Here is a 25,269-nt window from a genome sequence, read left to right on the forward strand (position 1 = left end):
AGAGGTATTTTAAAATAAAAAGTGTTTAAATTATAAGTAAACTAAAAATTTTTATAATAATCAATTTTTAACAAATAACCATTAATGTGTAAATTGATATTTGTGTTCAATTATTTTATAATATTATCATAAGCTTTTAAGGAGGAACGTCTTTGTATTTATGTGAAATATGTAAAAAGAAGGCCGATATACATCATATTGTACACAGAAGTGAGGGTGGCTTTGATATAAAATTAAATTATAAATATTTATGCCCATACCATCATAGAGGAAAATTAGGACCTCATCATTGCGATGAAACTGATATTAAGTACAAGCTTGAACTTCAAGAAAAGCTATTCTACCTTCTTCAAAAAGATTATTATAAGTTTAAAGATTTAGCAGATATATTAGAAATATCTAATAATCAACTTAAACGAATAGTAAGAAATTTAAAATTATATAAAGAAGGCTATAAGAAGTTAGATATAATTGTAACAATTATGGGTGGCAAATTATATTCAGATGAAATGCTTCTAAATTTAAATTTGGATAAATTAATTGATAATATAAACAAAACTTGAAATATTTATGTAATATTTTTTAAGTTAGACCCAATCCAAACTTTTACAACTTAATTAACAAATATTTTTCTATGATTTTATTGACATAAAAAAATCAAGTGATTATAATAAGAAATAGTATAAATTAACACGTTGATGAGGACAGTAAACTAAAATCTTATTTTCAGAGAGAGAATATAATGGTGGAATTATTCTTAAATAAATTTAGTTGAAAACCACCTCTGAGTGACTTTAATAAAGTCCGTTATTATCACGTTACGATAAATTTAAGTGACCTAAATTTATTTATTGTTTAGGTAATTAGAGTGGAACCACGGATATTACTTCGTCTCTATTTTTAGAGACGGAGTTTTTTTATTTTTTATAAAATTATAATATTTACATAACTGAAAGGAGTTTTTTCAATGATAAAAGTAACTTTAAAAGATGGTTCAGTTAAAGAATTTGAACCTGGATTATCTGTTTATGAAATAGCAAAATCAATTAGTGAAGGATTAGCTAGAAACGCTTGTTGTGGTATAGTTGATGGTGAAGTTTGCGATCTTAGAAAAGAAATAAATGGAGATATATCACTAAGTATTTGTACATTTGATTCTCAAGAAGGTAAAGATGCTGTAAGACATAGTATATCTCATGTTTTAGCTTATGCTGTAAAGAGATTATTCCCTGAAGCTAAATTAGCTATCGGACCTTCTATTGCAAATGGATTCTATTATGATTTTGATAAAGATGTAGCTTTTACTGCTGCTGATTTAGAAAAGATCGAATCTGAAATGCAAAAAATAATTAAGGAAAATCCGTCAATAGAAAGATTTGAACTTCCAAGAAATGAAGCTTTAGAATTAATGAAAGATGAACCTTATAAAGTAGAATTAATTAATGATCTTCCTGAAGGTGAAGTAATTTCATTCTATAAAATTGGTGAATTCACTGATTTATGTGCTGGTCCTCACATTATGGCATTAAAACCAGTTAAAGCAATAAAACTTACTAGAAGTGCTGGTGCTTACTGGAAGGGTAATGAAAAAAATAAAATGCTTAGCAGAATTTATGGTACTGCATTCTTAAAGAAATCAGAACTCGAAGAATTCTTAGAAGCTTTAGAAGAAGCTAAAAAAAGAGACCATAATAAATTAGGAAGAGAATTAGGCTTATTTACAACTGATGAAAATGTAGGTCAAGGTCTTCCTCTATTAATGCCAAAAGGAGCTAAAATAGTTCAATTACTTCAAAGATGGGTTGAAGATGAAGAAGAAAAAAGAGGATATGTATTAACTAAAACTCCTTTAATGGCTAAAAGTGATTTATACAAAATTTCTGGTCACTGGGATCACTATAAAGATGGAATGTTTGTATTAGGTGATGAAGATAAGGATGATGAAGTATTTGCTTTAAGACCAATGACTTGTCCATTCCAATACACTATATATAATGCTGAACAACACAGTTATAGAGATCTTCCAATAAGATATGGTGAAACTTCTACTCTATTCAGAAATGAATCTTCTGGAGAAATGCATGGACTTATAAGAGTTAGACAATTTACTCTAGCTGATGGACATTTAATTGTAACTCCAGAACAATTAGAAGAAGAATTCAAAGGTGTAGTTGAATTAATTCAATATATAATGAAAACATTAGGTATAGATGAAGATATAAGCTATAGATTCTCTAAATGGGATCCAAATAATACTGAAAAGTATATCAATGATCCTGAAGCTTGGAACAAAACTCAAGATACAATGAGAACTATATTAGATCATTTAAAGATTGATTATGTTGAAGCTGATGATGAAGCTGCATTCTACGGCCCAAAACTTGATTTACAATTTAGAAATGTTCATGGTAAAGAAGATACATTATTCACAGTTCAAATCGACTTTGCTCTAGCTGAAAGATTTGATATGAGTTATGTAGATAAAAACGGTGAAAAGAAACGTCCATACATCATTCATAGATCATCAATTGGTTGTTATGAAAGAACTTTAGCAATGCTTATAGAAAAATATGCTGGTGCATTCCCTACTTGGCTTTCTCCAGTTCAAGTAAAAGTGTTACCAATATCAGATAAATACAATGATTATGCTGAATCAGTTGTTAAATCATTAAGAAACAAAGGTGTTAGAATCGAAGCTGATTATAGAGCTGAAAAAATCGGTTATAAAATCAGAGAAGCTAGACTTGAAAGAACTCCTTATATCTTAGTTGTTGGAGAAAAAGAAGCTGCTAACAATGAAGTTTCTGTAAGAAGTAGAAAAAATGATGATGAAGGTGCTATCAAATTAGATGCATTTACTGAAAGATTATTATCAGAAATAGCTAATAAAGAAAGATAAAATTTACTATAAAAAAGTAGTGTATAAGAAAAAACTTATACACTACTTTTTCTATTGTTCATAATATATTTTAAACAGTGTTGATATTCTAGTATAAGGGCGAACTGGCATTGGAATTTGCTTTTTAGAACTCTTAATGAAGATTTGTACAATTAATTGCTTGTCAACAATCTTTGATTGGGAACATGCATTAATTGGACTAATCTTTATTTTTAGAGTTCTTAAAGTAAATTCCTCTGTCCATGAGCTTTATACTACAATATCAACATTTACTTAAAAGATAGCGTAAATATTAAATTTTATCTAGTGCTTGTTTAATATCTTCTAATATGTCATCAATATTTTCTAATCCTACAGATAATCTAATAAGTCCAGGAGTTATTCCTGCTGCTATTAATTGTTCATCTGTAAGTTGTCTATGAGTTGAACTTGCTGGATGAAGTACACATGTACGAATATCAGCAACATGTACTACCTTTGATGCTAATTTTAAATTATCCATAAATCTAATTGCATTTTCACGATTTCCTTTTATAGAAAATGATATTACTCCACTACATCCTTTTGGTAAATACTTTTTAGCAATATCATTATATTTGTTACCTTTAAGTGTTGGATAATTTACAAATTCAATTTGATCACATTTATTTAAAAATTCAGCTACTGACTCTGCATTTCTACAATATCTTTCCATTCTTATATGAAGAGTTTCTAACCCTAAATTTAAAAGGAAAGCTGAATTAGCAGATGGGTAAGCTCCTAAATCTCTCATTAATTGTACTCTAGCCTTTGCAATGTATGCAGATTTCCCAAATTGTTTTGTATATATTACACCATGATAAGAATCATCTGGTTCTGTAAACTCTGAGAATTTACCATTTGTCCAATCAAAATTTCCACTATCAATAATTACACCACCAACTTGAAGTGCATGTCCATCCATATACTTAGTAGTAGAATGAATTACTATATCTGCACCAAATTCTATTGGTCTACAAAGAATAGGTGTTGCAAATGTATTATCAATTATTAATGGAACATTATTTTTATGTGCTAATTTAGAAAACTTTTCAATATCAAAAATTGAAATCGCCGGATTTGCAATTGTTTCCCCAAAAACAGCTTTTGTATTTTCTTTAAACTCTTTTTGTATTTCTTCTTCACTTGCATCAGGATCAACAAACGTACACTCTATTCCAAACCTTTTAAGTGTTACTGCAAAAAGATTAATGGTTCCCCCATATATAGTAGATGCACTTATAAAATGATCTCCAGATTTAAGAATATTTAATATGCTTATTAATGAAGCTGCTTGGCCTGATGTAGTACAAAGAGCACCTACACCACCTTCTAATGATGCTATTTTTTCTTCAACAGCCCCAACTGTTGGATTAGAAATACGAGAATACATATGACCATCAGCAGTTAAATCAAATAATTTTCCTATATGTTCTGTCGAATCATATGTATAAGTTGTACTTTGATAAATTGGTAATACTCTTGGCTCTCCATTTTTAGGATAATACCCTTCATGTAAACATTTTGTTTCAATATTCATAATATATAGCCCCCTTTAAAATTTATAAAAAAATAAAAGCTATTTCTCTTTAAGATAGAGAAATAGCTTATAAAACAATATAACTTAAAAACTATAATACATCTCTTATCTTTCAGGCAAATACCTGCAGGATTTAGCACAATTCTAACTTATGATAGTTAGCTGTTGCTAGGCTTCACAGGGCCAGTCCCTCCACCATTCTTAATAACAGATTATTTTTTATATACATTAATTATACTCTAAAACTAAATATTTGCAATAAAATTTATTATAATAGACTATTTATACTTAACTTTATGTGCAAAGTATATAGAATAATTATTTATATTTCAAAATATAAATAATTATTTTTTACAATTAATATCTTCTATTTCAGTTATTATATATTCTATTGGAATATCATGAACATCTGTAGGTACTTTATTTATAACTTGGAAATCATAAGCTAGTGCGACTTTATTTAATGGCTTTGAGATTTTTTCTAAATACCTATCATAATATCCTGCACCATATCCCATTCTTCCGCCACACTTATCAAATGCAACACCTGGCATAATTATCAAATCAAATTTATTAGGATCTTCTGCTGATTTATCTTCTGCTGGTTCTAAAATTCCATATTTATCTTCAATAAGGTTTTCTAATGATAATATCTTTACTGCTTCCATTATTTTTGTTTTATAATTTGTTCTAGGTACATAAATATTTTTCTTATCCTCTAACGCTTTCATTATAATGTTTTTAGTATCAATTTCTGAGTTATAAGATACATATATAAAAATATCATTACTTTGTAAATAGAATTCACTTTGTATAAATTTATTATATATTATCTTATCAGATTTTATTTTATTATCTAAATCCATTTCATTTCGAATTTTTAATATTCTTTTTCTTAATTCTTTTTTTTCCTCTATTAAATTCACTCTATATACGCCCCTTAAAAAATAATTTCTATTTAAAATATTCAAATATATTAACTACCTATATTTTGTTATACATAAGTATATCCAAAACTTATTACTTAAACAACTAAAAAAATATAATATATATTGCAAATTTAGATGTTCAGTAGAAAATTTACAGTTATTTAATTTATTAAACATTTCTTATTGCAATATACATACCACATACGCTTAAAAAAATTTACATAAACTTTTTCTTAGGTTTATATTTAATAAAAAAAGCTTTAATTGTATAATCTATTTAATATATATCTTCTAATTAAGTTAATACACTTATAATTTTTTATTTAATTTTTATAGAAAATATATATCTGTATTAATATTATCTAATTAGAATAATATATATAATAAATTTTCTATATAATCTTTTCACTATTGGAACTTATATAGAAACTAATAAAGGTGGGGCAATAAATGAGCAAATTAGAAGAAATAATGCAATACAATAAACAATTTGTAGAGAATAAAAAATATGAAGAATTCATCACAACCAAAACACCAAAAAAGAAAATGGTTATATTATCCTGTATGGATACCAGATTAACAGAATTATTACCTAAAGCTATGAATATAAAAAATGGGGATGCAAAAATAATAAAAGATGCAGGTGCAACTGTAATGCACCCTTTTGGAAGTGTTATAAGAAGCATACTAGTTGCAATCTACGAATTTGATGCTGAAGATATTTTTGTTGTAGGACATCATTGTTGTGGTATGAGTAATTTAGATACAAAAAGTCTTGTTAAAAAAATTATAGATAGGGGTATTTCAAAAGAAACATTGTCTTTATTAAATAACTCAGGAATAAATGTTGAAAAGTGGCTTCATGGATTTGAATCTGTTGAAGATTCTATAAAAAAGAGTGTAGAAATGATAAAGAGTCATCCTTTAATTCCTAATAATATAAGAGTACATGGTTTAATTATGAGTCCTGAAACTGGTGAAATTGACATAATTGTAAATGGTGATATTTAAATTATATTTAATATAAATTTATCTACATAAAATGCATTTAAATTTAAAGCTATATTTTAACACAGTATTAATACTATAATATAAAATTAATTAATCAAAGATTCCTCTTTAATAATAACTTTAAAATAAAAAGTTAGATTATCCAAAATATTATATTTTATTAAGATAATCTAACTTTATATTATTATTTTTGTTATATCTTTTAATCTATAAAGAACTTTATTTAATATACACTAAACTTTACAATCCTCAAAAGAAATTCTTGGTTTTTTAAAAATAACATCTTTTTTTATACTATAATTCTCTTTATCTATAGTAACTCTATAAATATTAGGACAGCCTTCCTCTCTCCACTTTTTCATATAATTTATATTAGCTTCTGTCTCATTATAATAATTTTCATCATAAAAATCTGAAAACTCTAAATATGACAATATACTATTTATATCTAAAACTAATTCTTCTTTATTTATATTTTTAAATATTGGAACAAAAAACCTTAATGGTATTTCATAATTATATATACCCTTTATCTTTTTTCCTTCCATTATAGCTCTTTTAAATAATAAATTATTTTCGTCAATACTTTTAATCTTTAATTTAAAAACTATTTGTTTCTTTTTATTTTTTTCTAATTTAACTTTAATCATCTATCCACCAACTATCACAACAATAAAATTCTATAAATATATTTTATCATTCAAAATAGTCTCTGTCTAAATTTAGTACTATGTATAAATAGAATTCTTAATATTATGAACGATTTTATTCACTAACACTCATAATTTTTAATGGTAATGCTAATAATACAGCACCTCCAACAATATTCCCAAATGTTACCCAAAATAGATTTTTTACTATTAAAGCTAATGGTAAACCACCTGATGAAAAATATCCTACTGAGAAAATTCCCATATTAGCTATGCTATGTTCAAATCCTGCAATAACAAAACCAAACACACACCAAAACATCATTATAAGTTTTCCACTTTCTGATTTTAACCTTATTGTTGATAATACACCTAAACATACTATGAAGTTACATAATATTCCTCTTAAAAACATATCCATTATTGGAAGATGTAATTTTATTTCTACTATCTTTGCAACATAATCTTTAATCAAATTCATAGATGCACCACTTTTTACAAAAATGAATGATAAAATTATTGCTCCTATAAGATTTCCTAAATAACTTAATCCCCAAACCCTTAAGACCATTTTTAAAGTACATTTTTGGGTATAAAAACCCATTCCCATAACTAAATTGTTACCTGTAAAAAGTTCTCCTCCTAGAAAGACAATTAATGCTAATGCTATTGAAAATGTAGCTGCAACCATAATTTTTGAGACTTCTGGATGATTATTAATTAAAACTGCTCCAGTTGTATAGGAAAGTATTATTGCTACTACTAAATAAAAACCTGCAACAATTGCTCTAGTAAGATATTTAATCGTATTATCTTTTGATAAATTATATTTGTTTTTTGCCGAATTTGAAATAATGTCCATATCACTAATATACATCTTTTTCTCCTTTACTCATTTAAATATATTTTAAGATATACATAAGTTATATATGTTATTATTGTTTGTCCACTTTAAACATTACACTGTAATTATAAATGTAAACTATATTGTAACTCTTATTATATATAACATTATATTATCTTAAGTTTTTATTAAAAACATGGGTAAAAATAGGCAAATTATATTCTCTATTTATAATAATTAAACTTATTAAGTTAATAATTTTTTTACCTAGATGATTAAAAGTCTATGTAATTCTAATTCGATAGTATAATATAGATACTCATTTTCTATATTAATCAAATTAAAAATTATAAGTATATTCACTTAATTAGAATATATATTTAAGACGCTTTAATTAGGAATTATTTCAAATTTTGTTCTATCTATTTATATAATACCTTCTTAAATTCTAAAAATAATATTGTTAATGTTTTAACAATATTATTTTAATATAATTTATTAAATTCTTCAATCCATTAAATTATTTTTTTGTAATTTAATTATTTTTGTGCGTATTTTTTATTTATTTCGTTTTTTAAACATTTATAATAATCTTTTTAATAAAAATATGCTATATTAAACATCATATTAAATACGTATTTAAAACTATTATTGAAAACTTATATTTATTTTGGTTATTATTGTTAATATATATACAAACAACTTTTTTCATTCAATATAAATACTCCTTATTGTTAAATATATCCGAATCCCTTTATAAAAAATACCCATAAAAATATGGTTATCACTGCAAATGCAGAAGTAAATACAACAAGTTGTCCTGCTAATTCACTATCGCCATCCATTTGTTCTGCCATAGTAAATGATGATACTGCTGTTGGTGCTGCAAGCATTATCATTATAGTTGCAAGTTCTATTTTTCTAAATCCTAAAATTATAGCAATAGGTATAAATATACCTGGTATTATTACCAAACGTCCAATAATACCTATTATTAGCTGTCTTGTATATCCTTTTATTTTATTAAATTTAAATGATCCTCCCAATACAACAAGTGCTAATGGTGTTGCTACTTTTGATAGATCACTTATTGTTTTTTCTATTACATTAGGTAACTTTATTCCATTTAACATAAAAAATATACCTAGCAATGAAGAAACTATAAGTGGATTAGTTATTATACCCTTTATAGTCTCTTTAAGATTAATCTTTCCACCTCTAAAAATTTCTAAAACAATTACTGCTAAAAAATTAAACATTGGTACAATTATAGCGATAAGCAATGAAGGGACCCCTGCGTTTTCCTCACCAAATAAAGATAATGTAACTGGCAATCCAAAAAGTACAAAATTACTACGAAAAATAGCTTGTACTAATACTCCTCGTTTCCTGTTCTCTTTTTCTATTATTGGTACAATAAAGCACATACTTATGCAACTTATCAATATGGTACTTGGTGCAAAAATTACTAATTTAAGATTAAATACACCATCTAAATTAGTTTTATATACATTAAAAAATAATAATAAAGGTAAAAAAGTTTTAAAGGTAACTTTGTTCATAACCTTCAACGTATGATCATCAAATAAGTTTATTCTCCTAATAAAATATCCTAATGTAATAGTAATAAATAATGGCAACACTACATTAAGTGATAAAATAATATTTTCCATTTTTCTCTCCTAATTAATCTCTAGTATAATCTGGATTTTACAAAATTAATTGTAACATATCTTATAATTACCATTTATTATTATAAAACATTGAAAAACTATTAACTACATTTTGTCCTATATTATATATAAAATTATTTTATAACATATAAAAAAATTGCTAAGCGACTGTGGAGCGTCGATTTTTTTTAGCCATGCACCCTTTCCAAACGTAGTGCAGGAATAATTGTGTGGCCTGATTATTTTTTATTCTTTAGGTTTTATTTCTTAATCTTTAAGAAATAACATAATATAAGTTATCTACATATTTCAAAAAATATAATTTCCTAAAGAATAAAAAAATCACCATATTAAATAACTTTTATTTAATATGGTGATTCGTTGAATATACTATATTTAAAATTAATCTATATTAGGCACATTCAAAAAAATAGTAGACCAGTATGCTAGTCTATTTTGTATGATACTGCGTCAGCAAATTTAGCTAATAGCTCGCTATTAACTAAATTTACTTCCTTGTCTGACGCAAAATATACAACGCCTCTTTGATCTATTATTTTATTTCATGTGCCTTATATTTACTTAAAGTCTCTTTAATGAAGGATGAAATTTCTTCAATTCCACCATTTTTATTAGATTCTATATTAATAACCATTTTAGGTTCATGTAATGAACATCTTAAAATAAACCATCCATCACCTAAATTTTTGTTACATACGACTCTTATACCTTCTTTATTGTTTTTATCCAATTGCATATTTTCATTGCTGTCAACTACATTAGTAACTTCATTTAATATATTATTTGAAATTTCTTTGTAGTTTTGTTCTGATAAATTTATTCTTATTTCCTTTTCTTCAACTGGATGCTTTAAAGTTGATATTAAGTCTTCTATACTTTTACCCTCTGTTTTTAATTTTGCTACTTTTATCAATATTTTAGCTATTAAATAAGCTCCGTCATCTAAAAAATAATTTTCTTTCATTGCCGCATGTCCAGAGGTTTCAATTGCTATATGGCATTCTTCACCTTCATTATTTAATCTTACTGCCTCATTTATAACATTCTTATACCCTTTTTTAAATCTATGATATTTTCCACCTAAACTTTTTATAAAGTCACCTAAATGATCTGATGCTACTGAATCTGTTACTATGGTTGTTTTTTCATGTTCCTCTAATACAATAGCTGAAATTACTGCTATAAGAGAATTTCTATTAATAGCATCACCATTTTTATCTACTAAACCTGCTCTATCAACATCAGTATCAAAGATAATACCTAAGTCACAATTATTTTTAAGTACAGCATTCTTTATAGACTCCATAGCTTCTTTATTTTCTGGATTTGGAATATGATTTGGGAACATTCCATCTGGATCTATAAATTGACTTCCGTTTGTATCTGCTCCTAATACATCTAAAACTTTTTCCTTAAAGAATCCTCCTGCTCCATTTCCTGCATCAACGATAATTTTTAATCCCTTTAATGGTGTATTAAAATCCTCTTTTGAATTAACACCTTCTCTTATTTTTTGCACTAATATTTTAGAATAATCATCAATTAAAGGTTTTATTGTAGTCATTCTTCTTACTTCAATATCCCTTATAATAGTATTATCTTCTTTATCTATTTCCTCACATGCTAGGTCTAAAACTTGCTTTATATCACTTTTTTCAAGACCACCTTCTTTGGTAAAAAACTTAATTCCATTATAATAATACGGAAGATGGCTTGCTGTAATCATTATAGCTCCATCACATTTATATCCTTCCATAACTGTTGTCATAAACATAGCTGGTGTAGTACTAATATTACAATCGTATACACAAACATTATATCCAACTAGAGTTTTTATAATTGAATGCTTAAATCCACTTCCTGTTAGTCTAGAATCTATACCTACTGAAATTTTTAAATTATTTATTTTTTTTCTGTTTAAAAGCCATTTATAAAAACCTTTAGTTATAGCTTTTACTTCTTTATCAGTTAAATTTATTTCTTGAAAATCATTTTTTAATGCAATCCCTCTAATGTCAGTTCCATTTTGTAAGTTATATAAACAGTTATTGTCCATGTCTTCCTCCCCCTATTTACTAACCCTTAATATTATATTAATAGATTATCATATTTTTTCTTTAATATTACAATATAGTAATATTTTACATTTTTAAATAGTAATGATATTATACTATAAAATTATTTATTTTTATATCATTAAAATAATATTTTATAAAAATTTTATTCTTTAATATTATTTATACCTATTTTTTAAGTACATTCTGATATAGTTTATCCAAGAATTTAAATTTTTATAATTATTTTTAAAAAAAGAGCCAGACATTTTAATTAATTAAAATATCTAGCTCTCTAAACTCTCTTAGATATATTTTTTAATCTTTTAGATTAACATATACTTTTTATTATTCTACAGTAACTGATTTAGCTAAATTTCTTGGTTTGTCTATATCGCATCCCTTAGCTTTAGCTACATAATATGATAATAGTTGAAGGGCAGCAACACTTAATACTGGTGCAAACATATCCATAGTTCTTGGAATATAGATAACTTCATCTAAAACTTCTTCTAATCCCTTAGTTCCTTGATAGCAAACCCCTATTACTCTAGCTCCTCTTGCTTTAATTTCAACGATATTACTTACCATTTTTTCTTTTAAAGCTTCTTGAGTTAATAAAGCAATTACATTTGTTCCATCTTCAATTAATGCTATAGGACCATGTTTTAACTCTCCACCTGCATATGCTTCAGCATGAATATATGATATTTCTTTAAGTTTAAGTGATCCTTCTAATGCGACTGCATAATCAAGACCTCTACCTAAATAAAATACATCTTTTTCTTCATGCATTTTTTCAGCTATTGCTTTTATCTTATCTCTATCTTCTAAAACTAGTTCTACCTTTTCTGGTAAATCTAATAATTCTTCTTTTAATTTTTCTAATCTATCACTCTTTAATCTTCCTAATATTTTAGCAAATGTCATAGCCATCATATACATTCCAATTATTTGAGTTGTATAAGCCTTAGTAGATGCAACTGAAATTTCAGGACCTGCTAATGTATATAATACATGGTCAGCTTCTCTTGATACTGAACTTCCAACTACATTAGTTAATGCTATTATAGTAGCTCCAATATTCTTACTGTTTCTTAAAGCTGCTAATGTATCTGCTGTTTCACCTGATTGGCTTATTACAATAACTAAAGATTTATCTGTAACTAATGGATTTCTATATCTAAATTCAGATGCTATATCCACTTCTACTGGGATTTTTGCAAATGATTCAATTAAGTTTTTACCTACAAGTCCAGCATGATATGCAGTACCACAAGCTACTATAAATACTCTATCTGTATTTTCTAAATCTTCTTTAGTGATTTTTAAATCATCTAAAAGCATACTCTTTTCCATTGAAATTCTACCAGCCATAGTATCTCTTATAGCTCTTGGTTGTTCATGAATTTCTTTTAGCATGAAGTCTTCGAATCCACCTTTTTCAGCAGCATCTTCACTCCATGTAACATGATAAACATCTTTCTTTATTTCTTTTCCGTCTTCAGAATAAAGTTTAACCCCATCTTTTGAAAGAACGGCTATTTCATGATCTTCTAAAAGATATACATCTCTTGTATAACTTAATACTGCTGGAATATCTGATGCAATAAATGATTCATCTTTTCCTAAGCCTACAATTAAAGGACATTCTTTTCTTACTGCTATTAATTTATCTGGTTCATCTTTGCTCACAACACCTAAAGCATAACTTCCTTCAAGTCTCTTAAGTGTTTTTACAACAGCTTCAAACAAATCCCCTTTATAGTAGTAATCAATTAAATTAGGAATTACTTCTGTATCTGTTTCAGATTTAAAAGTATATCCTTCTCCCTTAAGCCATGTTCTTAATGTTAAATAATTTTCGATTATTCCATTTTGAACTACAGCAATTGTTTCCTTGCTATTTAAATGTGGATGTGAATTAGCATCTGATGGTGCTCCATGAGTTGCCCATCTTGTATGTCCTATTCCCATATTACCTTCAACAGGATTTTCCTTTATATTATCTGCTAAATTAGCTAATCTTCCCTTAAACTTTCTTACTTCAATATCTCCATTATTAACGACAGCCACTCCTGCTGAGTCATAACCTCTATATTCTAATTTTGATAATCCATTAATTAAAAATGAAGTAGCTTTTCCACTTCCTAAATATCCAACTATTCCGCACATATAAAAATCTTCCTTCCTTACTTTTATAATATTTTTTAACTTCTTTTATAATTTTGTCCTAACTTATAATAAAAAAGGGCATAATAATCCTAGGACCCAAAAATTTATAAAATTTTGAAGGTTTTAACACCAAACTGAATTTGTACTATGAATCACTTCATAGTTTTGTCAGTCGTTAACGGTAGTGCAAATACCGCGGGGCATCCGCCGAAGTTTCGATACTCCCCAACCTCGTCAACTTAAGCTACATTTTAAATTTATCATTTAATAATACTTTATAATACTATCTTTATTAGTTTATCCAATTTAAAAATTAAATAATAATTTTTCGGATAATATTATCACTTAAGTTCTGGCGCTTCTTATTTATTTTTCGTCATTTTATTTACTATAAAATCACCTCTTTTTCTATTTACTTTATACCCATGATTTATTTTATCATATAATTTGGTTTTGTCTATATTATAATATATATATTTTAGCTAAAAATTCCACATTTTTTAATAAATAAGTCGAATATAAATCTGTTAAATCCCTTCCCTCTATAAATTAAATTAGTAAAGGTACCGTATTGATTAGTTAGTATCATATAATCAATATATAAAAATCTACGCAAAAACAAAAACCATGCATCAACTAAGAAAACAAATTCCCCCTATATGCATGGTTTTCATTCATAAAAATTTATAAATATCCGTTTTGCAATATTCTCTTTTAATTTATATGTACTTTATTTTACCCAAGCCCCATTTGAATTTAATTTATATCCACTAACTATTGTATCATATGCCATTTTGCCATTTGACCAACAATAATACCAATTTCCATGATCATATATCCAGCCTGTTTTCATTCCTCCATCTTTGCCTAGATAGTACCAATCACCAGAATCATTTATCCAACCTATCTTCGCATTACCATTTCCTCCTAAATAATACCAAGTTCCAGAGTCATATATCCAACCAGTTTTCAGTTTCCCATCTTTACCTGCATAATACCAGTTTCCATAATCATATATCCAACCAGTTCGCATTTTGCCATCCGTACCTAAATAATACCAATTATTATCATTGTTAAGCCATCCTAATGCATTCACTCCAGAACCTCTCCAATAATACCAAAAGCTATCTTTTTGATACCAATATCCTCCGTTATAAATTTGTGATATACCACTTTCCTTATCATTATTATAATCAACATAACTAGTTGATGAATTATAATAACTATATGGTACTGATGGATACGCTGAATTATCCCAACTAAATCCATTATTCTTCAAAAATCCATCGCTTTCTAAAAGATATTTGTCTCTTACTACATTATCATTATTAGTTATATCTAAGTGATACCATTGTCCATTAACTTTAACTAGATTCCAAGCATGTCCAGTATTATTTAATGTTCCTATTACTATTCTAGATTGTATTCCAGCAAGGTTAAACATTTTATATGCAGTCATAGCATATCCTTGACAAATAGTTTTACCTGTTGTTAATGCAGAATATACATTATCTGATTTAAGTGTATCATCATATTTATATATTTTTACTAGATAATTATTTATTGCTACTACCTTATCAATATCACTCATATTTTTATCTATTAAATTATTTACTATTCTTTTTAATTCAGAATTTATGTATTTTTCCTGTTCAGAAGTTGTTCTATACGTTACATTAACCTGTTCTTCTGCCCCTCTAATTAAAATCCTATAATTACTAACTGATCTTTCTAAATAATCATCTTTTTTACAAGCTGCCTCAAATACATCTTTAATTTTATTACTATTATCAATGTCATTTCCATTATAATAGAGCACAAAATCAGTATCCCAATTTTCCAAATGGTTATACATGCTATTTTCTAATTCTTGAGCATTATTAACTTGTTCAGATGCAAATACATTAACACTAGCAGAACTTACTATAACTAACGAAAGTATTAAACTCTTAAAAATTTTCTGCATTATTTTTTTCCTCCTCAGTAAAAAATATATACCATTAATATGACCATTATAACATGTCCTTTCATACAATATTAGCCTATTTTATACATGTAATATATATATTCATAAGTAAAAAAATCCACACAATACTATTAATTACTTAAATAGCATTATGTGGGTTTATAAAATGTTTTATTTCAAATCATATCTTCGTTATTTAGTTAAATCTATATATTTAAATTAACTTCTACTCCGTAATGATCAGATATTACATCTTCATTTATTCCATTAAATATTACTTTAGAAGTTTTAACCTCTACTAACTTATTTGATAAAATTAAATCTAATCTAAGTTTTTCTTTATTCTCATCCCAACCATCAATCTTTCCTTTTACAGTAACACTAGAACTTACCTCTTTAGCTAAATTAAAAGTATCTATTAATCCGCTATTAAGTAAATAATCATATCCTTCACCTTTTATAAAAGCATTATTATTAAAATCTCCCATAAAAAAAGTCAACCTATTATTATCTACAGTTTTTATAAGATTTTTTACTTGATTTTCAAATGGTTCTTCATCATCATTCCACCATCCCAAATGGCATGAATAAAAATCTACCTCTTGACCATCATAATTAATTGTCATTTTAATAATTTTTCTTGCTTTCCAGTATAAGATATCTTTACTTTTTGTAATGAAGAAAGACTCTGTGTTTAAAATGTTTCTTTTAGTAAATATAGCTATACCCTCTTCATAAACATCATATCCTATATGAGAAAAATCCCAATAGAAATCATATTTGTTTTTACTATACTTATCTAATTCTTGTTTTAATATTACTGCAAAATTATCTTTTTTTAATTTTGTATCTATTTTTTCTTCACTTAATGATTGACTAACTTCTTGAAGAGCTATTACATCATAATCTTTTTCATTTATTATTTTCGCTAAATATTTTATTTTATCAAATTGATTGTCTTCCTGCCAAGAATGACAATTTAAAGTTAATAACTTCACTCTACTACACTCCTAATATATCTTGAATATTTGACTTTAATACATCTGCTTTAGGACCGTATATAGCTTGAATTCCATTATCTTTATGCACTAATCCAAGAGCTCCATTTTTCTTCCATTCATTTTGGTCAGCAACTAATTCTTTATTTTTAACGGTTACTCTTAAACGTGTCATACATGCATCAACATCAACTATGTTTTCTTTCTCTCCTAATAATGAAATAATCTTTACAGCTAGTTGATCTCCTACTGAAGTAGACTTATCTGATTTTACTGTTTCTTCTTCACCTTCTGATTCTATATAATTACCTCTACGTCCTGGAGTAGCTATTTTAAATTTCTTTATTAAGAAATTAAATGTAAAGTAATTTAATAAGAAGAACACTACTGCACTAATAGCAAAGTTAACTAAATCCATTGTTAGTCCTGCTTTAACAAACATAGGAAGACGAGTTGTAAATTCTACAAATCCAAAAGCTTGTATTCTTAAATTTATTATATCAGCTAATGCAAATCCAATACCTGTTATAACAGCATATACTCCATAAAGTATTGGAGAAACAAACATGAACATAAATTCAATTGGTTCTGTAACTCCTGTTAAAAATACTGCAAGTCCTGCTGATAAAAACATTGATTTATATTTATGCTTCTTATCATCATCAACATTTTTATACATTGCAAAGGCAACACCTATTAAAGATGCACTTGAAAGAATTACTTGTCCACATTTAAATCTTGCTGGTGTAACTGTTGCTAATAAATTATTATATGCACTTATATCTCCAGACTTCTTTAAGTTAATTAAATCTGAAATCCATGCAAACCATAACGGTTCTTGTCCTGCTATTACATGCCCTGCATTTGTTCCTGATAATACTGTATATGCTCCACCTAGTTCTGTATAATTTACTGGAATAGTAAGCATATGATGTAGTCCAAATGGTAATAGTAAACGTTCTAAACAACCATAAATAAAAGGTGATAAAATTGGTGCTGTATCCTTAGATGTTGCAAGCCATATTCCAAAAGAATTTAATCCATATTGTGCAAATGGCCAAAAAATTGAAAGTATTAAAGCTGTAACCACAGATCCTACAATAACTACAAACGGAACAAAACGTTTACCATTAAAGAATGATAGTGCATTAGGTAACTTACTGAAGTTGTAATACTTATTATATAATGTAGCTCCTAAGAAACCTGAAATAATTCCAATAAATACGCCCATATTTAATGCTGGTGCACCAAGTATAGATGTAAAGTAATCTGCTACTACTAATTTTTGTCCAAATAATGAAGTAACTGTTGCTGTTTTATCTCCAAGCATTGCTGAACTAACTCCAAAAACTGCTCCTGTTACACGATTTGTAAGTATAAATGCAATAAGTGCTGCAAATGCTCCCCCTGCACGTTCTTTAGCCCATGAACCTCCAATTGCAACTGCAAATAGAATATGTAAATTACCTATAATTCCCCATCCTAGATCCTCTACAACTCTTGCAATGGTTTGCATAAGAGACATGTCTCCAAACATCCCAATTAGTTTCCCTGTACATATCATTAATCCTGCTGCTGGCATTACTGCAACAACAACCATAAGTGCTTTTCCAAATTTTTGCCAAAAATCAAATGAAAAAAGTTTTCCTTTTTTTGCTTCCATTTTTTATTCCTCCTAATTTTATAATTGTTTAATTTTTCTTAGGCATTAACTCATATTTTTTCAATACCCTTTTACCATAATTTAAAATATATTTATTTAGGCACTAGAAAGAAAATAACAATTCAAAGATATGACGTATATTTTTTGTCAGACAAGGAAGTAATTTTAGCTTATAGCTGGCTATCAGCTAAAATTACTGACTCAGTATGGCATAAAATAGACTAGCATACTGACTTGTTATTTTTGGGATAGTGCCTTAATTTTATATAATCTTGCTTCCCACGGTTTTAATAAAATACTATTTGTATCCTCATGTTTATCTACTTTATAATTTGATAAAATTAAACCTGAGTAATTCAAAGTTTCTTTAAGATACTTAAATTCACTTTGATTATTTGAAAGATTACATATTATTATGTACTTATGACCATTAAATTCTCTTAAATATGAATAAATATTTTCATCTTCCTCTAAAATAAGTTTGTATTCACCATATGTTAAAGTTTCACTATGTTTTTTTGTATCAATTAGTTTTTTATAAAAATTTAATACTGAATTTGAATCTTTAAGTTCTGTTGATACATTAATTTCTTTATAATCAGAATTTATTCCAATCCAAGGTTTAACCTTAGAAAAACCTGCATTTTCTGTAGCATCCCACTGCATTGGCGTACGTGCATTATCCCTTGATGTTGACCAAACATGCTTCATTGCTTCTTCTTTAGAATATCCTTTTTGAATATTCTCATTATAAACATTGATGCATTTAACATCGTTATATTCAGAAATGTCACTAAATTTAACATTTCTCATACCCAACTCTTGTCCTTGGTAAATAAATGGTGTTCCTTGTTGCATAAAGTACATTAAAGCAAAAGCTTTAGCACACTCTGTTCTAAATTCTTCATCATTTCCACATGTTGATATAACTCTAGGAATATCATGGTTTTCTATAAATAGTGCATTCCAGCCTACCCCATTTAAATTGTTTTGCCATTTGGTTAATGCCTTTTTTAAAGCTTTAACAGAAAATTTTGTATCTGATTCCCATAAAGTAAGATGTTCAAATTGAAATACCATATTGAACTTTCCATCTTGTTCTCCAACCCAAAGTACTGCATCTTCAGAATCAACTCCATTAGCTTCGCCCACAGTCATTATGTCATACTTACTAAATGTATTATTGTAAAGCTCTGCTAAAAACATATGAATACCTGGAAAATTCATATGTTTATCAAATGATGAAACATATCTTTCCTTATTAGGATTTGGCATATCTTCAAAAGTTGGATCTTTCTTTATATGACTTATTGCATCAACTCTAAACCCATCAATACCTTTATTTAGCCACCAATTTATCATTCCATAAATTTCTTGTCTTACTTCAGGATTTTCCCAATTTAAATCAGGTTGTTTTTTAGTAAAGAGATGCAAATAGTATTCTTTTGTATTTTCATCACATTCCCAAGCTGAACCTTTGAATATACTTTCCCAATTGTTAGGCTCTAATCCATCTTTACCTTCTTTCCAAATATACCAATCTCTTTTTGGATTATCTTTAGATGATTTTGATTCAATAAACCATGGATGTTCATCACTAGTGTGATTAACAACTAAATCAATAATTAATTTCATATTTCTTTTATGAGTCTCTGATAATAATTCATCAAAGTCTTCCATAGTTCCGAATTCTTGCATTACATCTTTATAATCACTTATATCATAACCATTATCATCATTAGGTGATTTATACATTGGACATATCCAAATTACGTCTATTCCCAAATCTTTTAAGTAATCCAATTTAGATATTATTCCTTGAATATCACCAATTCCATCACCATTAGAATCATTAAAACTTCTTGGATAAATTTGATATCCTATTGCTTCTTTCCACCAAATTTTTTTCATTAAAAATGTTCTCCCTTCGCAATCGATTGCACGCATGTAGTCGATTTAATGCAACTTTTTCTGTATGTTAATAGTATTATATATATTTTTTGTATTAAATGTTATTTTATTGATAACTACTGTACTCAGTGTATTCTTTATATTTTAAATTATATCAACTATAGAAACCTATTACAAAACGTTTAAGGTTAATTTATAATAAAAATTATATATTTTGCTTACGTTTTCATAGTGTTTTCTCTCGTTTACATATTTTTTCGCAAACGCTTGCACAAAATTATATATAAAACCTATATTATTAATTTTACTATTAAATTTATTTTAGTGATTCCCTTTTTATTAATTTAGTATCAACTATATAATGATTTAACTCTAACTCTTTATTTTCTAATGAATCTATTAATAATTTACTAGCATAAAATCCTAATTCTGAAGCATTTATATCTACTGATGCTAAAGGAGGATCTTGAAATTCTGCTAAGTGAGTATTATTAAATCCTATTACTGATATGTTATTAATCTTAATTTCTTTAAGAGTTTTCAATACTCCAAAAGCCAAAATATCATCCTCTGCTATTATAGCTGTTGGAACTTTATTTTTTAGTAACATATCTGTTAAATTAGCACCTTCTTGTTCAGTAAATTCTTTCCCTATAATTAAATGATTTTTATTAATTTTAACACCATTAATTTCACATGCTACTTTAAATCCATTTACTCTATCCTTAGTTACATTCCATTCTTCTTTTGCTCCTATAAAAGCTATATCCTTATGGCCTTTTTTAATTAAATCATTTACCAAATCATAAGTAGCTTTAAAATTGTCATTATCCACCCATAATATACCTTCAGACTCTTCAGGTCTTCCAATAATAACAAATGGAAATCCTACTTCTTTTAAATATTTTACATTAGTATCATTAATTTTAGATCTTAATAAACAAATTCCATCCACTAAATTACTATTTATAAAATCCTTTACATGTTCTATGTCTGTGCTATCATCTTGACTGAATGCATATGATATATAATAATTCTTGCTTTGAGCATATAGACTCATCCCTCTCATAGCTTGCATAAAGAACGGATTTTTTAATAAATCTTGTGCTTCGTTTGGAAGTATTATTCCTAATATTCTTGTTTTATTATTTGCTAAGCTTCTAGCTATCGCATTAGGTTTATACTTTAATTTTTTTATAGCTTCTCTAACTTTTTCTTTAGTTTCTTGACTAATTTGTTTGCTATCAGATAGTACCCTAGATACAGTAGATGGCGAAACATTTGCCTCCTTAGCAACTTCTTTTATTGTAACCTTCATATTTCCTCTCCCATAATAAATTTATTCTCTATACTTTTTATTAAAATTTCTTTTTGTTGCCTATTTAATCTTTTTATTTCATATTCCCTTTTCATAGCATCACTTTTATTATTAAATTTTTCATAATATAAAAGTTTAACTGGCCCTCTTCCCCTTGTATATTTAGCGCCTTTTCCTGATGAATGACTTTTAATTCTTTTTTCTAAATCTACTGTCCACCCAGTATAAAATGTTCCATCAGAGCATTCTACAATATAAACATAATTCATAGATACTTCCTTAAAATATATAATTTCCAACAATTTTTCTAATTAATATAAATCTTATATACATTCATAAATACTAAACTTTAAGTAATATAATAGAAACTATATAAAAAATTTTTAATATACTAATCTTAAAAATTATTATACCATAAACTCCAATATTAGATTTATATTTTTGCTTTGAAATAATTAATCTGATAATTGTTTTCTATAAATTTAAAAATTCTGTCCTAATATTTATAACATTTTATCCACAACTTTATTAATTTTTTAATAACAATTCACAAAAACTGTGCACAAAATTGAGCATAAAAAAGGACTATGTTTTAAAATAGTGTTGCTATTATAGTATAAGTGCGAACTGGCATTGGAATTTGCTTTTTAGAACTCTTAATGAAGATTTGTACAATTAATTGCTTGTCAACAACCTTTGATTGGGAGCATGCATTAATTGGACTAAGCTTTATTTTAGAGTTCTTAAAGTAAATTCCTCTGTCCATGAGCTTTATACTATAATATCAGCATTTACTAAAAACATAGCCTAACTAAAAAATTAATCTACTTTTGCTGTATCTATCCAACTCATCATTTCTCTTAATTCTTTACCCACTTTTTCTATTGGATGTTCTGCTTCTGCTCTTCTTCTAGCATTAAAGTATGGTCTATTAGTTTGATTTTCTAATAACCAATTCTTCGCAAATGTACCATCTTGAATTTCAGTAAGAACCTTTTTCATCTCTTTTTTAGTGTCATCTGTAATTATTCTTCTACCAACTTGGTAATCCCCATATTCAGCAGTATCTGAAATTGAATATCTCATCATGCTTAATCCACCTTGATATAATAAATCAACTATTAATTTCATTTCATGCATACATTCAAAATAAGCATTTTCTGGAGCATATCCTGCCTCTACCAATGTTTCAAATCCTACTTTTATAAGTTCAGAAACTCCTCCACAAAGCACTGCTTGTTCCCCAAAAAGATCTGTTTCTGTTTCATCTTTAAATGTAGTATCTAAAACCCCAGCTCTAGCTCCACCAATTCCATTAGCATATGCTAACGCGTAATCATGTGCTTTTCCAGACGCATCTTGATATACTGCTACTAAACAAGGCACTCCTGCACCTTCTGTATATGTTCTTCTTACTAAGTGTCCAGGCCCTTTAGGTGCAACCATAAACACATCAATAAATGATGGTGGAACTATTTGTCCATAATGAATATTAAATCCATGAGCAAATACTAATGCATTCCCTTTTTCTAAATTAGGAGCAATTTGCTCATTATATATCTTTGCTTGTTTTTCATCTGGTAATAATATCATTATTATATCAGCATCCTTTGATGCATTTTCAACAGTTGAAACCTTTAGTCCTGCTGCTTCTGCCTTTTGCCATGATTTACTACCCTCATACAAACCAACAACAACATCAATACCACTTTCATGAAGATTTAATGCATGAGCATGTCCTTGACTACCATATCCTATTACAGCAATCTTCTTTCCTTTTAATAAATTTAAATCTGTGTCTTTTTCATAATACATTTTTGCCATTTGAATAACCCCCTAATTATTGTTTATATCTTCCTCGCTTATTATTTGATTAATTGGTGCACCAGGTGCAACCATAGGAAAAACTTTTTTATCACAATTTATTACATAATCTATTAAAACAGGTTCCTTAGATGATATAGCTTGATTTAAAACATGATCAAGTTCACTTTTCTCTGCTACTCTAAATCCCCTAGCTCCAAACGCCTCAGCTAACTTTACATAATCTGTTTCTCTATTAAGTGTTGTCTCTGAATACCTTCCATCATAAAATAATGTTTGCCATTGTCTAACCATTCCTAAAGAATTATTATTAAGTATTATTGTTACTATTGGTAACTTGTTTTTAACGACTGTAGCTAATTCATTACAATTCATTCCAAAGCTTCCGTCCCCAGCAATATTAAATACTCTTTTATTTGGACTACCAATTTGTGCCCCAATAGCAGCCCCAAGTCCATATCCCATTGTTCCAAGTCCACCTGAACTTAAAAAACTTCTTCTATTTCTACAATTAAAATATTGAGCTGCCCACATTTGATGTTGTCCAACTTCAGTAGTTATTATAAAATTTCCGTCATTCAAATTATTTAATTTATTAAATAAAAGTTCAGGTGTTAATTCATCACAATCACTTTCTCTAAATATCTTTTTTTCCTTAATAGATTCAATAAATTTAAGCCACTCTTTATTTTCTTTTTCATCTATAATTGGTATTAATCTATTTAATACCTCTTTTAAATCTCCAACTATATAAGAATCAACTTTCACATTTTTATTTATTTCTGCTGGATCTATATCTATATGAATTATTTTAGCATTCTTAATATGGTTTTGATTACTAATAACTCTATCACTAAATCTAGCTCCTAATGTTATTAACAAATCACATTTTGTTGCTGCTATATTTGATGCTTTTGTTCCATGCATACCTATCATGCCTGTATATAGTGAATGATCAAATGGAAAAGCTGATGTACACATTAATGAAGTTGATACAGGAGAATTTATCTTTTCTGCAAAAGCTATAAGTTCATCAGTTGCTCCTGAAGAAACAATTCCACCTCCTGCATATATAAACGGTCTCTTACTATCATTTATATATTGTATTACTTCAGTTATGGCCTCTTCATTTAAGATATTCTTATCTTTGCATCTTTCTCTCGAAATTAAACTTTTGTAGACTGTTTTATTTGCAGTTATATCTTTAGGAATATCGATCAGAACTGGCCCCGGTCTTCCTTCTTGTGCTATGCAAAAAGCATCTTTAATTATCCTTTGCAAGTCCTCTACATTTTTTACAATATAGTTATGCTTAGTAATAGGCATTGTAATACCTGCAATATCTACTTCCTGAAAGCTATCTTTTCCAAGAAGTGACTTAGATACATTTCCTGTTATTGCAACCATAGGAATTGAATCCATATATGCCGTTGCAATACCCGTTACAAGATTTGTTGCCCCTGGACCTGAAGTTGCTATGCAAACTCCAACTTTTCCTGTTGCTCTTGAGTAACCATCTGCTGCATGAGCTGCTGCTTGTTCATGGCAAGTTAGAATATGATTAATTTTATCCTTATATTTATATAATTCATCATATATATTTAAAACAGCACCTCCTGGATACCCAAAGATAGTATCTACCCCCTCATCAATTAAAGACTTAATTAATATTTCAGCCCCCGTTAATAACATTTATTTCACCCCTTTACTATAAATATTAAAATTGCTTATTACATTAATTTTTTATTTCACTATATTTTAAAACATTGTTGATA

General features: G+C 27.3%; 18 protein-coding genes, 1 riboswitch and 1 other annotated feature. Of the genes, 3 read left to right on the forward strand and 15 right to left on the reverse strand.

Going from position 1 to position 25,269, the window contains the following annotated elements:
• The first annotated feature begins 152 nt into the window (after positions 1-152).
• Positions 153-563, forward strand: a complete 411-nt coding sequence (locus ACYUET_RS12780) for an HNH endonuclease signature motif containing protein (RefSeq protein ID WP_460280173.1) — start codon at positions 153-155, stop codon at positions 561-563.
• A gap of 123 nt (positions 564-686) precedes the next feature.
• Positions 687-899 (forward strand) — a binding site (T-box leader).
• Positions 900-967: 68 nt separating this feature from the next.
• On the forward strand, positions 968-2,899 hold the full coding sequence (gene thrS / locus ACYUET_RS12785) for a threonine--tRNA ligase (RefSeq protein ID WP_460280175.1): 1,932 nt from the start codon (positions 968-970) through the stop codon (positions 2,897-2,899).
• A 292-nt stretch (positions 2,900-3,191) separates the two neighbouring features.
• Here the strand turns inward: thrS and ACYUET_RS12790 are convergent, their stop codons facing one another.
• Together ACYUET_RS12790 and ACYUET_RS12795 are read right to left on the reverse strand one after the other, a co-directional pair.
• Complete coding sequence (locus tag ACYUET_RS12790) at positions 3,192-4,457, reverse strand: O-acetylhomoserine aminocarboxypropyltransferase/cysteine synthase family protein (RefSeq protein WP_460280177.1); 1,266 nt, start codon at positions 4,455-4,457, stop codon at positions 3,192-3,194.
• A 102-nt stretch (positions 4,458-4,559) separates the two neighbouring features.
• A riboswitch (SAM riboswitch) is annotated at positions 4,560-4,668 on the reverse strand.
• Positions 4,669-4,801: 133 nt separating this feature from the next.
• On the reverse strand, positions 4,802-5,383 hold the full coding sequence (locus tag ACYUET_RS12795; protein ID WP_460280178.1) for a 5-formyltetrahydrofolate cyclo-ligase: 582 nt from the start codon (positions 5,381-5,383) through the stop codon (positions 4,802-4,804).
• Between the two features lie 453 nt (positions 5,384-5,836).
• On the opposite strand from ACYUET_RS12795, the gene ACYUET_RS12800 reads away from it, so the two are divergent.
• Positions 5,837-6,397, forward strand: coding sequence for a beta-class carbonic anhydrase (locus tag ACYUET_RS12800; protein WP_460280180.1), 561 nt, complete (start codon positions 5,837-5,839; stop codon positions 6,395-6,397).
• A 233-nt stretch (positions 6,398-6,630) separates the two neighbouring features.
• On the opposite strand, the gene ACYUET_RS12805 is transcribed toward ACYUET_RS12800, so the two are convergent.
• The 13 genes from ACYUET_RS12805 to ilvB all read right to left on the reverse strand — a co-directional run bounded on the left by ACYUET_RS12805 (position 6,631) and on the right by ilvB (position 25,186).
• A complete protein-coding gene (locus tag ACYUET_RS12805) occupies positions 6,631-7,047 on the reverse strand; it encodes a hypothetical protein (protein WP_460280182.1) in 417 nt (138 codons plus the stop codon).
• A gap of 115 nt (positions 7,048-7,162) precedes the next feature.
• Complete coding sequence (locus ACYUET_RS12810; protein ID WP_460280184.1) at positions 7,163-7,924, reverse strand: formate/nitrite transporter family protein; 762 nt, start codon at positions 7,922-7,924, stop codon at positions 7,163-7,165.
• A 701-nt stretch (positions 7,925-8,625) separates the two neighbouring features.
• Positions 8,626-9,564: an AEC family transporter gene (locus ACYUET_RS12815; RefSeq protein WP_460280186.1), complete on the reverse strand. Its 939-nt coding sequence runs from the start codon at positions 9,562-9,564 to the stop codon at positions 8,626-8,628.
• A gap of 553 nt (positions 9,565-10,117) precedes the next feature.
• Complete coding sequence (locus tag ACYUET_RS12820) at positions 10,118-11,641, reverse strand: phosphohexomutase domain-containing protein (RefSeq protein ID WP_460280188.1); 1,524 nt, start codon at positions 11,639-11,641, stop codon at positions 10,118-10,120.
• Between the two features lie 346 nt (positions 11,642-11,987).
• The gene (gene glmS / locus ACYUET_RS12825) at positions 11,988-13,814 is read right to left on the reverse strand and encodes a glutamine--fructose-6-phosphate transaminase (isomerizing) (protein ID WP_460280189.1); all 1,827 of its coding nucleotides are present in this window, start codon (positions 13,812-13,814) and stop codon (positions 11,988-11,990) included.
• Positions 13,815-14,544: 730 nt separating this feature from the next.
• Positions 14,545-15,780, reverse strand: coding sequence for a transglutaminase domain-containing protein (locus ACYUET_RS12830; protein WP_460280190.1), 1,236 nt, complete (start codon positions 15,778-15,780; stop codon positions 14,545-14,547).
• A gap of 206 nt (positions 15,781-15,986) precedes the next feature.
• Positions 15,987-16,778, reverse strand: a complete 792-nt coding sequence (locus ACYUET_RS12835) for an endonuclease/exonuclease/phosphatase family protein (protein WP_460280192.1) — start codon at positions 16,776-16,778, stop codon at positions 15,987-15,989.
• A gap of 4 nt (positions 16,779-16,782) precedes the next feature.
• A complete protein-coding gene (locus ACYUET_RS12840) occupies positions 16,783-18,441 on the reverse strand; it encodes a PTS transporter subunit IIBC (RefSeq protein ID WP_460280194.1) in 1,659 nt (552 codons plus the stop codon).
• Positions 18,442-18,678: 237 nt separating this feature from the next.
• A complete protein-coding gene (locus tag ACYUET_RS12845) occupies positions 18,679-20,352 on the reverse strand; it encodes a glycoside hydrolase family 13 protein (RefSeq protein WP_460280196.1) in 1,674 nt (557 codons plus the stop codon).
• Positions 20,353-20,668: 316 nt separating this feature from the next.
• Positions 20,669-21,670: a LacI family DNA-binding transcriptional regulator gene (locus ACYUET_RS12850; protein WP_460280198.1), complete on the reverse strand. Its 1,002-nt coding sequence runs from the start codon at positions 21,668-21,670 to the stop codon at positions 20,669-20,671.
• Complete coding sequence (locus ACYUET_RS12855) at positions 21,667-21,939, reverse strand: GIY-YIG nuclease family protein (RefSeq protein ID WP_460280200.1); 273 nt, start codon at positions 21,937-21,939, stop codon at positions 21,667-21,669. The genes ACYUET_RS12850 and ACYUET_RS12855 overlap by 4 nt, the downstream gene beginning before the upstream one ends.
• Before the next feature lie 550 nt (positions 21,940-22,489).
• Positions 22,490-23,494, reverse strand: a complete 1,005-nt coding sequence (gene ilvC, locus ACYUET_RS12860) for a ketol-acid reductoisomerase (protein WP_460280202.1) — start codon at positions 23,492-23,494, stop codon at positions 22,490-22,492.
• A 12-nt stretch (positions 23,495-23,506) separates the two neighbouring features.
• Entirely contained in the window at positions 23,507-25,186 is a 1,680-nt protein-coding gene (gene ilvB / locus ACYUET_RS12865) for a biosynthetic-type acetolactate synthase large subunit (protein WP_460280204.1), read from the reverse strand.
• Positions 25,187-25,269: the final 83 nt, after the last annotated feature.

Source organism: Clostridium sp. CTA-5, from assembly GCF_054768135.1.

Coding starts and splice junctions, on each gene's coding strand:
- ilvC (WP_460280202.1), bottom strand. CDS start 23,494: ATGGCAAAAATGTATTATGAAAAAGACACAGATTTAAATTTATTAAAA.
- ACYUET_RS12810 (WP_460280184.1), bottom strand. CDS start 7,924: ATGTATATTAGTGATATGGACATTATTTCAAATTCGGCAAAAAACAAA.
- glmS (WP_460280189.1), bottom strand. CDS start 13,814: ATGTGCGGAATAGTTGGATATTTAGGAAGTGGAAAAGCTACTTCATTT.
- ACYUET_RS12855 (WP_460280200.1), bottom strand. CDS start 21,939: ATGAATTATGTTTATATTGTAGAATGCTCTGATGGAACATTTTATACT.
- ilvB (WP_460280204.1), bottom strand. CDS start 25,186: ATGTTATTAACGGGGGCTGAAATATTAATTAAGTCTTTAATTGATGAG.
- ACYUET_RS12800 (WP_460280180.1), top strand. CDS start 5,837: ATGAGCAAATTAGAAGAAATAATGCAATACAATAAACAATTTGTAGAG.
- ACYUET_RS12820 (WP_460280188.1), bottom strand. CDS start 11,641: ATGGACAATAACTGTTTATATAACTTACAAAATGGAACTGACATTAGA.
- ACYUET_RS12840 (WP_460280194.1), bottom strand. CDS start 18,441: ATGGAAGCAAAAAAAGGAAAACTTTTTTCATTTGATTTTTGGCAAAAA.
- thrS (WP_460280175.1), top strand. CDS start 968: ATGATAAAAGTAACTTTAAAAGATGGTTCAGTTAAAGAATTTGAACCT.
- ACYUET_RS12845 (WP_460280196.1), bottom strand. CDS start 20,352: ATGAAAAAAATTTGGTGGAAAGAAGCAATAGGATATCAAATTTATCCA.
- ACYUET_RS12790 (WP_460280177.1), bottom strand. CDS start 4,457: ATGAATATTGAAACAAAATGTTTACATGAAGGGTATTATCCTAAAAAT.
- ACYUET_RS12805 (WP_460280182.1), bottom strand. CDS start 7,047: ATGATTAAAGTTAAATTAGAAAAAAATAAAAAGAAACAAATAGTTTTT.
- ACYUET_RS12830 (WP_460280190.1), bottom strand. CDS start 15,780: ATGCAGAAAATTTTTAAGAGTTTAATACTTTCGTTAGTTATAGTAAGT.
- ACYUET_RS12815 (WP_460280186.1), bottom strand. CDS start 9,564: ATGGAAAATATTATTTTATCACTTAATGTAGTGTTGCCATTATTTATT.
- ACYUET_RS12850 (WP_460280198.1), bottom strand. CDS start 21,670: ATGAAGGTTACAATAAAAGAAGTTGCTAAGGAGGCAAATGTTTCGCCA.